Raw genomic sequence first — 12,013 nt, 5'->3', positions numbered from 1 at the left:
AAATCAGGAAGGGTTTATGGACAAAAGTGAATTTGACTAAGTCAAAAAGCAATATTCTCGGTTTTTGATTGAATTTGATTTTGGGAACCGACTTTTTGGTCGGTTTGCAAGAGGGTAGGTAACACTAAATAAAGTGAATATTAGAATAAGGATTGCTGCTTTACGGGGTTTTCGTGCTCCAAAAGCCACTTTTTCCGGTGAAGTCCGCCGGCATAGCCGGTAAGTGATCCATCACTACCAATAACGCGATGGCAAGGAACTACGATCCAAAGCGGATTTTTTCCGTTGGCCGAGGCTACTGCCCTAATCGCTTTTACATCGCCCAAGGTTTTACTTAAATCCAAATAGGAAACGGTTTTACCATAGGGGATTTCCTGAAGGGCTTTCCAAACGGATTTTTGAAAATCGGTGCCGGATGGATTGAGTAGTAGGTCGAATCGTGTTCTCGAGCCATCAAAATACTCCTTCAATTGGTAGGCGGCGTCTTCCAATTCAACAGGAATAATGTCTGTAAGGGTTTCATCGGTATCCAAAACGGTAATGACAGTGAGACCATTTTCATCTCCTTCCAATTTTGCCGTTCCTAAAGGCGTTTGGATAAAGGCAGTTTCCATCTGGGGCTATTCTTCTTTTTCTTCTTTGGGTTTTTCTTCCTCAACCGGATTTTTTTCAATGACCCCGCTCTGTTTGGCCCTGTTTTCCCAATTTCTACGTGCCAAAAGCTGTAAGTCCGCTACATTATCACTTTCATCCATGATTTCAAGGCCTAGAAGCGTTTCTATGACATCTTCCATGGTTACCAACCCACTTACTGAACCGTATTCGTCCACCACTAGGGCAATATGTTCCCGTTTGTTCACAAAAGTATCGAACAGTTTGGGGATGGGTGTATCCCGCTTTGTCAATAAAATCTCGCGTTTTATTTCTTTTAAAGGCAAATCCCCATTTTCGCTGATGATTTCCTCATAGACGTTGTCCTTCAAAACAAAACCGGTTATATTATCCATCTTATCCTCAAAAATGGGAATTCTGGAAAAGCGCAACTTAGGATTGTCTTCAAAAAAGGCCTGAATGGTTTTATCGGAGGAGGCAATTTTCATCACTGCACGTGGGGTCATGATATCCTTTACCAAAACTTGGTCAAAACGTAACAAGTTTTTAATAATGGTGGATTCCGATTTTAAAAAAACACCTTCCTCGTGTGCCATATCGGTCATGGCCGTAAAATCTTCGCGGCTCAATACACTTCCATGATGTCCTTTTCCACCTACCAGTTTTGTAAAAAGCTGTAATAACCATAATAAACCAGTATACTTTAATGCCAGGACCATGGCCTTAAGAGTTTTGGCCGTAAAATTGGCCAGTTGTCTCCAATACGTAGCGCCGATAGTTTTTGGAATGATTTCCGACGCGACAAGAATCAAAATGGTCATAAGGGTGGAAACTACCCCTACCATAAGGTCTTCCGTGAATTCCATGCCCAATATGGAACGTTGTGTAGTGCCATAAAGCTCGGCATACGCTACTTTGGCCTGAACACCTACCAAGATTGCACCTACGGTATGGGCAATGGTATTTAAGGTCAATATGGCAATCAGAGGTTGGTCTACATCTTGTTTTAGCTCTTCCAACGTTAAGGCGTACGTTTTGCCCTCTCTTTTTTTTACATTGACAAAAGTTGGGGTGATGCTAAGAAGAACAGCCTCCAATATGGAGCATAGAAAGGAAAAGAAAATGGATATAAGGGCATAAAAAATCAGTAATCCCATGTCAGTTATTTGAAACCCTAAGATACCAATTTAATCCTACTACACCATAGGGCATAAGCTTATGGGGTATAGATTTTCTAATAGGATTAAAATCCGCCAAAATTTGAATTAAAAATGGGTTGAATTTATAATTGGGGTTCTAAAGCCTTGTAAAATACTTGCTGTATGGCAGAACGAATATTCAGTTCATACAGCTGTCGATGCTCACGATTTGGGTAAACCCTATTGGACAAAAAGATATATACCAACTGGTTTTCTGGATCTGCCCAAACAAAAGTACCCGTAAAACCACTGTGGCCAAAGCTTTCCGGGCTTACTTCTGGGGCGGGATATGCATCGTTTAAAGCCAAGGTATCATTGCCTAAAAGTGATTTGTCAAACCCAAGTCCTCTTCGATTATCATTTTCAGGAAATTGAACTGTGGTAAATTCTTTTACCACCTCCTCCGGAAGAATTTGTTTGCCATTGTAGCTTCCATACTGGAGATACATTTGCATGATTTTAGCCAAGTCCTCGGCTGTGCCGAACAATCCTGCATTACCGGAAATACCGCCAAGCAAGGAAGCATTCTCGTCATGTACCCAACCTTTGGTCAAAGTATGTCGGTAAATAGTATCCATTTCGGTGGGGACTATGTGATTCGGATAGTTTTTGGTTGACGGGAGAAAACCTAGAGTCTTGGCACCAATGGGCTCATAAAAGTTTTCGATTATATATTGCTCATAGGGAACCCCTGTCAAATCTGTGATTATTTTTGGAAAAAGAAGAAAAGTCAACCCGGAATACCGATAGGTCTTATCCTCCGAAACCTTAGACCGATTAATCATTCGGTACATTTTTCGATTAAATCTAGTTTTTACGTAAATACTGTCAAAGGCCTGTTTTTCAAATCGATTACTTCTGGATTTCCGTAAAAATCTATTTTTAAACCGACCGTTCTTTTTTAGGGTTTTGTTGAGAAAAACTATGTAGGGCTGCAATCCCGCCTGATGGGCTAAAATCTCTCTAAGCGTTATATCTTTTTTATCTTTTCTGCGTTTCCAAGGTTTCCAATAGGTGCTGAAAGGCACATCCAAATCCAATTTGCCCTCGCCCACCAATTTCATGATGGCCGGTAATGGCCCCGTAATTTTTGTTACAGAAGCGAGGTCGTACAAATCGTCTAAGGCTACGTGTTGAATACTGTCGTAGGTGTGATATCCAAAAGCTTCATGAAAGATAATCGTGTCGTTAAGGGCTACTAAGACTTGAGCTCCAGGAAAAGCTTCATGTTTTATACCATTTGTTATAATGGAATCTATTTTATGGTAAACATCTAAGGAATCAATCTTTTGGTAGGTCTTGCCCGTGAGGGATATATTGGCCTTTTGCCCCAATATTGGATTACAGCATAGACCAAGGGATAGAGAAAAGTAGATGGCTTTTAGCATATAGCTTCTATTGTTTTTCAAATATAGGGTTTGGCAATCAGTTCTCCTGTTTATTTTAGAACACCATTATTTTAGTCCCTTATAGGTCTGGTTTAAAATCTCGGTTACTCTTTTCTTTAAGGATTCGGGTTCTAAAATTCGGGCATAATCGCCAAAGGAAAGATACCATCGGGGAAAATAATTATCAATGTTATCTACCATAAATGTCATTTCTACTTCGTTTCCTTTACTTGTTTCAGAGATAAATCCGTGATGCTTTTTACTACCACTTAAGTACCTACTTACTTTTTTGTCTACCAAAATCCGAACTTTGGTTTTTACAGTAGTTTCGCCCTTTTGGCGCAGTTCATCAAGCGTTTTGTGATTCACCATAAAAGAGCGGTCTGTACGTGCGATTTTTAGAATCCTATCGGTCCTAAATTGCCGGTAGTCCTCGCGTAGATGGCAATACCCCATTACATACCAATAGGAATTTTCGTTGAAAACCCCTATGGGTTCAATGTGTCTTTCCGAAGGTTCCTCAGCTTCCATCGAAGAATATTTTAAGAACACCTGTTTTTTCTCCGCAATGCTTTCAAAAAGAATTTCAAGGGCATCGGGTATTTTGTCATTGAATAATTGTTGCGCCGGAAAAATGGTCACTTGTGCTTCAAGGGCTTCTACCCAATCTTTTTCCCTTCCCCGCAACACGGATTTCAACTTATACATGGCAGATTCATAGTAAGAACCCAAGGACTTGTCCGTAAACTGTTGCATTAATTTCTCCGCTGCCACAAAGCTGCCAGCTTCCTCACGGGTAAACATGACCGGGGGCAAGCGATAGCCCTCCATAATGGAATATCCCACACCGGCCTCACTGGCAATGGGTACGCCAGAAGCTTCCAAAGTGCGGATATCACGATAAATAGTACGAAGGCTGACCTCAAAGCGGTCGGCAAGTTCTTGTGCCTTAACAATGCGCTTGGATTGTAACTGTATCAAGATAGCTACAATCCTATCAAAACGTTTAACGGTATCCAATCCCATAATAGAGCGACCTGTTTTCCAAAGATAGGACAAGAATTTAAGGTCAAAAACCCCTTTTGTGTCCATTTTAGCTGTTCTTTTTTTATAAAGGTAGGCGGGTGGACGGACAGCTGTTTGTCAGGAGGAAAAAAAATATACATTCCAAATGGCTATTGACAAAGGGTTGTCACACCGCCCCCATACCTTTGATTTCGAAATTATAAATCATTAAATATCAAAAGTTATGGAAAACATTAAGGAAAAAACATCCCAAGTAATCACGCCAGATCAATTGTTGGAACATTGGCAAGGACACAGAAGACTCACCCGAAAGACTATCGAGGCCTTTCCTGAAGACAAATTGTTCGATTATAGTATAGGAGGGATGCGCCCCTTCGCTGATATGGTTTTGGAACTTTTGGGCATTGCGGAACCGGGATTACGTGAAATTGTAACGGGGCAAACGGCTCAATTGAACGAACATCTTGACCACGGCAACAGCAAGGCGAAATTACTGGAAGCTTGGGACAGTGCCACGGAGCAACTAAACAAGCTATGGGCGCAAATGGAAGAAATGGACTTTCAGAAGCAAATCGTATCTTTTGGACAATACCCTGGAACGGTACAATCTTCCCTATTTTATTTTCTTGACAATGAAATGCATCATCGCGGTCAAGGTTATGTTTATCTACGTTCCTTAGGGATTGAACCTCCTATGTTTTATGACAGAAGCTAAGTATGAGAACAGTATTGGTTTTTAAAACTTCTGTAAGAAAAAGGGGTAAGGTGAAATATCTTGCCCCTTATTTAAATGAATTGATAAACGATCATGGGCGCTGGAACTTTGATTTGGAGGATTGCGATAATATTCTTCGCATAGAGACGCTAAAGCCAAATCCCTCAGCTGTTTCAACACTCCTGACTCAACGGGGCTTTTTCTGTGAGGAATTGCATTGATGGGAATAGCTGGATTGACCTAAAAACAGGCTAGGGTTTAATTCTCATTTCCAACTGTTGGATTTTAGGATCAATTTCAGGATTTAAGGTAAAGAAAACAGAGATGGTGCCATGTTTGCCATAAATTTCAAAATCTCCCCGTAATTGGTTTCTGGGGCGTATTTCCCCGATGGAATCGATTTCGCCTATAGTTTGTTTCAAATCGGAAATGTGTTGGGTTCGCTTTTCCAAGGAACGGTCCAAAAAGAAATTATCCGCAAATACGGTGGTGTCCATCCCAGTTTCCCATGTTTTCAAAGCGGATACCAATTGGTCTTTCTTGTTTTTAAGCATTTGGGAAGCTACCTTTTTTCTAGGCTGCAATTCCAGTTCCTCAAACAGTATTTTAGAGATTTCATCCAAGGGCAAGGGTCCGGTATAGGTTAAATTGCCAAAGGCCATAATTCCTATACCATATTCGGGAAAAAAGGAATAGTTACTACCATAACCGGGCAGAGCCCCGCCATGGGAAACCTTTATGATTCCTTTACAATCTTCCGATATTCCCAGTCCATACCCATAACCGGAGACCCTTGCACAGGGCTCGCTGTTCCAATCGGTTGCCCAAGTGGATAGGTAAGGATATTGTGGCGTATGCATTTCCCGGAGGGTACTTCGTTTTACAGGCCCATTGTCTTTTTCGCTTCTGGGTGGCCATGCGGAGAGGTGAAAGCTCACATACTTTGAAAAATCGGCAATCGTGGTAATCAGCCCGCCCATGGAACCGAAGACACCATCGTGCAAAATGGGTTCGGGCTTCCAAGTGTCATCCTCATATCGGTATCCGTGTACTAACAAGTCCTCGGGTACTTTTTCATATTCCCAATAAGTATGCTCCATACCCAATGGAATTAGGATATTATGGGTGATGTACTCCTGAAAGGTATTTCCGGAGACTTTTGCCACAATCTGACCCAACATGCCATATCCCGTATTGCTATATTCGAATTGAAAGGAAGGAACTTTGGAGAGGGAAAGTCCCTCGGCCAACATATTTTCCAACATTTCCGTAGGATCGTTCAAATGGCGATCGCCCCAAGGGTTGTCCTCGGGAAAGCCTGCGGTCATCGTTAGAAGGTTCTTTATGGTAATTGCCGGGGAATCTTGGGTAAGGTATATCAAGGTGTCCAACTGCGGAAAGTAATTTGATACAGGGTCGTCCAAATCCAACTTGCCTTCGTCCCGCAATTTTAAAATGGCCATGGCCGTAAAACTTTTGGTCATGCTCGCAATCCGGAAGGCTTTCGTGGGGCTGGCTTCGATTTGTGTTTCAAGGTCAATAACACCATAACTTCCGGTAAGTACCAGTGAGTCGTTCACCACAATGCCGTAGCTGATGCCCGGAATATGTCTGGCTTTTGCATTGGCTTCAAAAATCCCCTGGATTTTATCCTGTGCCCCAGTAATTTTGCTTGTCCGCTGATCGTTTTCAAATTTTTGGGGGAAATAATTGCTGGAGAACCGCTGTGTTTTTTCAGTAGGGCCAGGAGTAACTTGCTCTTGGGTCTGATGATTACAGGCACCCAGTATCACAAAACAGGACAGGGAAGCGTAGAAAAGGACATTTTTCATAAAAGGGAGGTTTGGTTCCCTCTAAAGATAATGCCTTTGGTGGAATGTTACATTGTATGCGGATGTTATGGGCGGAGTAATTTTAGGTATTAAGCAGTTTGACAACATCTTTAGCGAAATAAGAAGCGATGATGTTGGCCCCGGCACGTTTGATTGCGGTCAATTGTTCCATCATCACGGCATCATGGTCCAGCCAGCCTTTTTCGGCAGCAGCTTTTACCATGGCGTATTCGCCAGAGACCTGGTACACGGCCACAGGCACGTCCACTTCGTTCCTAATTTCACGGACAATATCCAAATAACAAAGTCCGGGTTTTACCATGACGATATCGGCACCTTCGTCAATGTCCATTTGGGTTTCCCTGATAGCTTCATACCGATTGGCATAATCCATCTGATAGGTCTTTTTGTCCTTGGGAACGTTCTTAATATCCACGGGCGCAGAATCCAGCGCATCTCGAAACGGACCATAAAATGCACTGGCGTATTTGGCACCATAGCTCATGATTCCAGTGTTACTATAACCTTCATCTTCCAAAGCTTCGCGAATGCTTAGGATTCTGCCGTCCATCATATCACTAGGAGCAACAAAATCGGCACCGGCCTTGGCATGCGAAACGCTCATTTCAGAAAGAATTTCTACGGTTTCGTCATTTAGGATTTGTCCATCGGCCACAATGCCATCATGCCCGTATGACGAATAGGGATCAAGGGCGACATCGGTCATGACCAACATCTGCGGACAGGCATTCTTGACCGTTTTAATGGCCAATTGCATTAGCCCGTTGTCATTTACTGCTTCGGCCCCTGCATTGTCTTTTAGATTGTCAGGGACTTTCACGAACAACAGCACGGAGGAAAGTCCCATACTCCAAAGTTCCTTGACCTCTTTTTCCAAATTGTCCAAACTCAATCGAAAGTAATTGGGCATGGAGGCAATCTCTTCCTTTATTCCTTTACCTTCTACGACGAAAAGGGGTACTAAAAAATCATCCGGACTTATGATAGTTTCCCTAACCAATCTTCGAATGGATTCTGATGCGCGTAATCTTCTGTTTCTTATGAGTGGGTACATATAGTTTTGAGTTAAAAGTTTTAAGTTCTAAGTAATGGATTTTTTTATAGTTCTAATAAGTGAAGCTAGCATTTTCTTTATTTCGTCCAATTCATTAATTAGGGGTAAAGCTATTGTTTCATCAAGAAAGTTAAGATCCTTGGAAACTAATAGGAGGTAATCTGCTTCGTGTGCCGAACCTGAAGCAATATATAAAAACCTAACTAGTTCTTTTTGAGTTTCCCTGCCAGAGCCTTCGGCAATATTAGTGGGAATGGATAGCACTGCTCTATTTAGTTGGGATGCAATTCCAAATTGCTCAGATTTTGGAAACTTTTCAGTGGCTGAATAAACATCCAGAACCAATTGATGTGAACGTTGCCAAACGACATAATTTTTGTAGTCAACCACTTTCTGACTTTTTTCTTATAACTTAATACTTAGTGATAAATATCGATTTCACCTTCAAGATAGCAAACTGCGCTTCCCGAAATTTTCACCCTGTTTCCCAAATATTCACAGGTAAGGTCACCACCTCTTGCCGATAGCTGCTTGGCACTCATAACAGTTTTGTTCAATTTTTTAGACCAATAGGGAGTAAGGGTCGTATGTGCCGAACCTGTTACGGGATCTTCTGGAATACCACATTGTGGAGCAAAGAAACGGGACACAAAATCGACAGTATCTCCTTTAGCCGAAACGATGACTCCCCTGCAATCCAACTGGTCCAATAAGTGAAAATTCGGCCTAATATTTTCAATATCTTGCTGGTTTTCGTAAATCAACAAGTAATCTGTTTTGCCCTTATAGGTTTCTAATGGTTGTTTGCCGATAGCTTGGTTGATTTCGTTTAAACTTTCAACTGGAACTAGGTCGTCCGTTGGAAAATCCATGGTCATTTGTCCGGTTTCATTCTTTTTTACCAGGAGTTCACCGCTTCTGGGCGAAATAAACCTAATGGTATGTTCTTTGTAATCGTAATAATTAAAGATAACATAGGCTGTGGCCAAGGTAGCATGTCCACACAGGTCGACCTCTACCTCTGGTGTAAACCAGCGTAGTTCATAATCATTGCCACGAGGGACGGCAAAAGCGGTTTCTGCCAAATTATTTTCCGCCGCTATTTTTTGCATGGTATCATCGGGCAACCAGGTTTCCAGTATACATACGGCTGCAGGGTTACCACCAAAGAGCTTGTTCGTAAAAGCATCGATTTGATATATTTTTTGTTTCATAGTCTAAACCCAGTCTTTTGGTTCTTGCAGTACGTTGATCAGTTTTTCTTCGGCACTACCTGCTTTTGGATGATGGTCATATCGCCATTGGACATGGGGCGGAAGGCTCATCAAGATACTTTCAATACGACCGTTGGTTTTTAAACCGAAAAGCGTGCCCTTATCATGAACCAGATTGAATTCCACATACCTGCCCCTTCTGATTTCCTGCCAGTCCCTTTGTTCTTTGGTGTAGGCGAGGCCCTTACGTTTTGTAACAATCGGTATATAACAATCCAAGAAACTGTTTCCTATCTCGGTAACGAAGTTGTACCAGTCTTCCATGGACATTTTATTCGTTGCCTTGCAATAATCGAAAAATAGACCACCAACGCCTCTAGCCTCGTTCCGATGGGTATTCCAAAAATACTCATCACAGCGTTTTTTATAGGTGGGATAAAAACTGGGGTCGTGTTTTTCACATGCTCCTTTGCAAATTTCATGAAAGTGCTTGGCGTCTTCCTCGAATAAATAATACGGAGTCAAATCCTGCCCTCCACCAAACCACTGATCCACGATGTTTCCATCGTTATCATACATTTCAAAATAGCGCCAATTAGCATGTACGGTGGGCACCATAGGGTTTTTTGGATGTAGGACCAAACTTAGTCCGCACGCAAAAAAATCAGCATCTTTTACCCCAAAATAAGCCTGCATACTTTCGGGCAAAGCTCCGTGTACTCCCGAAATATTTACGCCCCCTTTTTCGAAGACATCCCCATTTTCAATGACCCGTGTTCGTCCGCCTCCTCCTTCGGGACGTTCCCAAAGATCTTCTTGAAATTTTGCCTTGCCGTCAATGGATTCAAGTTTTTTGGTGATAGAATCCTGAAGTGTATGTATGTACTTGTAGAATTTATCCTTCATTGGTTTTAATATAGAGTTCCATATCCATAGGTGCCATTTCCGGAGGCTGGTGTTCCTTAGGCAAAGTCTCCTTCCAGACATATCCACATTTCTCCGCAATACGGATACTCGCTGGATTTGTCCTATGTACAATAATCCGTAATGTTTTTAAGTCCAATTCCTTAAAAGACCAATTGGTTATTTCCTTCACCGCCATGGTAGTTATGCCAATTCCTTCATGCTGGTACCCAATACAGTAAGCAAGCTCTGCCTCTTTCTTGGTGTAATCCAGATTTTTTACAAACAACAATCCCGCAACCGTTCTGTCTATAGTGTTCTTTATGACGAATAAAAACTCGTTTTTACTTTTAAAGTCCTTGATCTTTCTATCTACAAAGAGTTGGGATAGGTCCGGAGTTAGGTTTTCGGTCAAGGTCCGTGGGAAATAGGTCTTTAATCTAGAGGTATTTACGGTTACAAAATCGCAGATTCTCCATGCGTATTTTTCATGAATGGGCGTTATTTCAAAAGTACCGTTCGATATGGAAATCATTCCCTAAAAATACGAAGTCTTGATACCTCTGGAAAGGTAAATTGCACGTTTTAAGGAAATATTAATTCCATAGGGCTTACCTAAACTCCTTAACGGCATCAATAAAGGCCTTGGCATTCTCAACGGGAACGTTGGGAAGAATTCCATGGCCCAAATTCACCACATATCTGTCCTTTCCAAATTCGTGGATCATTTGAGTGACCATTTTCTTGATTTCCGATGGAGGAGACAATAACCTGGCCGGATCAAAATTACCTTGAAGCGTAATATTGCCACCGGTGAGATAGCGTGCATTTTGGGCAGAACAGGTCCAATCCACACCAAGGGCCGAGGCCCCTGATTGGGACATTTCCTTGAGCGCAAACCAGCATCCTTTACCAAAGACGATTACTGGGGCATCTTCCTTAAGGGCGTCAACGATTTGTTGTATATATTGCCATGAAAACTCTTGATAATCCATAGGTGACAACATCCCTCCCCAAGAATCGAATACCTGTACGGCGTTGACGCCGGCCTTTACTTTAGCTTTCAAATAGGCAATGGTGGTATCCGTGATTTTTTGCAACAATTCATGGGCTGCCACTGGTTGTGTAAAACAGAATTCCTTGGCTTTGTCAAAAGTCTTACTGCCTTGTCCTTGTACACAATAGCAAAGAATGGTCCATGGAGATCCCGCAAAACCTATCAAGGGCACTTCATCATTTAATTTCTCTTTGGTAGCGGTAATGGCCTGCATCACATAATCCAATGCCTCTGCTACATCAGGAACGATAACTTCATCAACGTCCTTTTGGCTTCTTATGGGATTTGGTAGATAAGGTCCAAAATTAGGTTTCATTTGAACCTCAATGTTCATTGCCTGTGGAATCACCAAGATATCGCTAAAGAGAATGGCGGCATCCATACCAAACCTTCGGATGGGCTGTACTGTTATTTCCGAAGCTAGTTCTGGGGTTTGACATCGGGTAAAAAAGTCGTATTTCTCCTTGATTTCCATGAATTCCGGAAGGTATCTACCTGCCTGGCGCATCATCCAAACCGGAGGTCTCTCTACTGTTTCACCTTTTAGGGCCCTAAGGAATAAATCGTTTTTTATCATATTATTGCTGTTGGCTTTTTGCTATTAGCTATTGGTTTCTTTAATTCTTTTTGCAAGTGAATTAATCATTTTAGCTTCCTTCTCCATGAGTTCAAAGACTTCTTTTGTGTTTATTGCATTAATATATTCAAGTTCTACGATTAATATCAACTGGGTTTGCACTTCAAAGAGTGAACCTAGGGCGATTTCTAAAAATCTTTTGAATTCAATTTCACTATTTCTACTACAACCTTCGGCTATATTTGAGGGGACTGAGATTGCTGCACGGGTAATTTGACTGCGGAGTCCAAATTTTTCTTCCGTCGGCAGGTAATCACATAACTTATATATTTGTTTAACGATATCAATCGCGTTATTCCAAATATCAAGCTTTCTAAAATCTCTCATTTATCCTTTCAAATCAACCAAGGGCCTA

Annotated in this window: 13 protein-coding genes; 1 reads left to right on the top strand and 12 read right to left on the bottom strand. The window is 41.8% G+C overall.

The features are described 5' to 3' along the window. Positions 1-140: 140 nt before the first annotated feature. From CJ263_RS07520 to CJ263_RS07505, 4 genes are all read right to left on the bottom strand, one after another. Positions 141-614 carry a methylated-DNA--[protein]-cysteine S-methyltransferase gene (locus CJ263_RS07520; protein ID WP_094996705.1) on the bottom strand — a complete coding sequence of 158 codons (474 nt, stop codon included), beginning with the start codon at positions 612-614 and terminating at the stop codon, positions 141-143. Between the two features lie 6 nt (positions 615-620). Then, the gene (locus CJ263_RS07515) at positions 621-1,769 is read right to left on the bottom strand and encodes a CNNM domain-containing protein (protein WP_094996704.1); all 1,149 of its coding nucleotides are present in this window, start codon (positions 1,767-1,769) and stop codon (positions 621-623) included. Positions 1,770-1,894: 125 nt separating this feature from the next. Next, positions 1,895-3,220, bottom strand: coding sequence for a serine hydrolase domain-containing protein (locus CJ263_RS07510; protein WP_229702437.1), 1,326 nt, complete (start codon positions 3,218-3,220; stop codon positions 1,895-1,897). Positions 3,221-3,265: 45 nt separating this feature from the next. Then, positions 3,266-4,225, bottom strand: coding sequence for a helix-turn-helix transcriptional regulator (locus CJ263_RS07505; RefSeq protein ID WP_094999152.1), 960 nt, complete (start codon positions 4,223-4,225; stop codon positions 3,266-3,268). A gap of 223 nt (positions 4,226-4,448) precedes the next feature. Here CJ263_RS07505 and CJ263_RS07500 point away from each other — a divergent pair, with 223 nt between their 5' ends. Beyond that, a complete protein-coding gene (locus CJ263_RS07500) occupies positions 4,449-4,940 on the top strand; it encodes a DinB family protein (protein ID WP_094996702.1) in 492 nt (163 codons plus the stop codon). 251 nt (positions 4,941-5,191) lie between these two features. Here CJ263_RS07500 and CJ263_RS07490 read toward each other — a convergent pair whose 3' ends face one another. The 8 genes from CJ263_RS07490 to CJ263_RS07455 form a co-directional block, all read right to left on the bottom strand. Further along, complete coding sequence (locus tag CJ263_RS07490) at positions 5,192-6,772, bottom strand: serine hydrolase domain-containing protein (protein WP_094996700.1); 1,581 nt, start codon at positions 6,770-6,772, stop codon at positions 5,192-5,194. 82 nt (positions 6,773-6,854) lie between these two features. Further along, entirely contained in the window at positions 6,855-7,847 is a 993-nt protein-coding gene (hemB, locus tag CJ263_RS07485; RefSeq protein WP_094996699.1) for a porphobilinogen synthase, read from the bottom strand. A 27-nt stretch (positions 7,848-7,874) separates the two neighbouring features. Beyond that, positions 7,875-8,237, bottom strand: coding sequence for a four helix bundle protein (locus CJ263_RS07480; RefSeq protein WP_094996698.1), 363 nt, complete (start codon positions 8,235-8,237; stop codon positions 7,875-7,877). A gap of 29 nt (positions 8,238-8,266) precedes the next feature. Continuing rightward, positions 8,267-9,061 (bottom strand): PhzF family phenazine biosynthesis protein, encoded by a 795-nt coding sequence (locus tag CJ263_RS07475; RefSeq protein WP_094996697.1) that lies wholly within the window; start codon positions 9,059-9,061, stop codon positions 8,267-8,269. Positions 9,062-9,064: 3 nt separating this feature from the next. Continuing rightward, positions 9,065-9,967 carry an oxygen-dependent coproporphyrinogen oxidase gene (gene hemF, locus CJ263_RS07470; protein ID WP_094996696.1) on the bottom strand — a complete coding sequence of 301 codons (903 nt, stop codon included), beginning with the start codon at positions 9,965-9,967 and terminating at the stop codon, positions 9,065-9,067. Continuing rightward, positions 9,957-10,499, bottom strand: coding sequence for a GNAT family N-acetyltransferase (locus tag CJ263_RS07465; protein WP_094996695.1), 543 nt, complete (start codon positions 10,497-10,499; stop codon positions 9,957-9,959). Before CJ263_RS07465 ends, hemF begins: the two co-directional genes overlap by 11 nt. A 76-nt stretch (positions 10,500-10,575) precedes the next feature. Then, a complete protein-coding gene (gene hemE / locus CJ263_RS07460) occupies positions 10,576-11,598 on the bottom strand; it encodes a uroporphyrinogen decarboxylase (RefSeq protein ID WP_094996694.1) in 1,023 nt (340 codons plus the stop codon). A gap of 24 nt (positions 11,599-11,622) precedes the next feature. Continuing rightward, positions 11,623-11,985 (bottom strand): four helix bundle protein, encoded by a 363-nt coding sequence (locus CJ263_RS07455; protein ID WP_094996693.1) that lies wholly within the window; start codon positions 11,983-11,985, stop codon positions 11,623-11,625. Between the last annotated feature and the right edge of the window lie 28 nt (positions 11,986-12,013).

Source organism: Maribacter cobaltidurans (assembly GCF_002269385.1).
Classification (GTDB): domain Bacteria; phylum Bacteroidota; class Bacteroidia; order Flavobacteriales; family Flavobacteriaceae; genus Maribacter; species Maribacter cobaltidurans.
This window is presented reverse-complemented; position numbering and strand designations above follow the sequence as displayed.

What these genes read in the sequence shown, in the direction of transcription:
- CJ263_RS07520 (WP_094996705.1), bottom strand. Translation starts at nt 614, where the DNA reads ATGGAAACTGCCTTTATCCAAACGCCTTTAGGAACGGCAAAATTGGAA.
- CJ263_RS07515 (WP_094996704.1), bottom strand. Translation starts at nt 1,769, where the DNA reads ATGGGATTACTGATTTTTTATGCCCTTATATCCATTTTCTTTTCCTTT.
- CJ263_RS07505 (WP_094999152.1), bottom strand. Translation starts at nt 4,225, where the DNA reads ATGGGATTGGATACCGTTAAACGTTTTGATAGGATTGTAGCTATCTTG.
- CJ263_RS07500 (WP_094996702.1), top strand. Translation starts at nt 4,449, where the DNA reads ATGGAAAACATTAAGGAAAAAACATCCCAAGTAATCACGCCAGATCAA.
- CJ263_RS07490 (WP_094996700.1), bottom strand. Translation starts at nt 6,772, where the DNA reads ATGAAAAATGTCCTTTTCTACGCTTCCCTGTCCTGTTTTGTGATACTG.
- hemB (WP_094996699.1), bottom strand. Translation starts at nt 7,847, where the DNA reads ATGTACCCACTCATAAGAAACAGAAGATTACGCGCATCAGAATCCATT.
- CJ263_RS07475 (WP_094996697.1), bottom strand. Translation starts at nt 9,061, where the DNA reads ATGAAACAAAAAATATATCAAATCGATGCTTTTACGAACAAGCTCTTT.
- hemF (WP_094996696.1), bottom strand. Translation starts at nt 9,967, where the DNA reads ATGAAGGATAAATTCTACAAGTACATACATACACTTCAGGATTCTATC.
- CJ263_RS07465 (WP_094996695.1), bottom strand. Translation starts at nt 10,499, where the DNA reads ATGATTTCCATATCGAACGGTACTTTTGAAATAACGCCCATTCATGAA.
- hemE (WP_094996694.1), bottom strand. Translation starts at nt 11,598, where the DNA reads ATGATAAAAAACGATTTATTCCTTAGGGCCCTAAAAGGTGAAACAGTA.
- CJ263_RS07455 (WP_094996693.1), bottom strand. Translation starts at nt 11,985, where the DNA reads ATGAGAGATTTTAGAAAGCTTGATATTTGGAATAACGCGATTGATATC.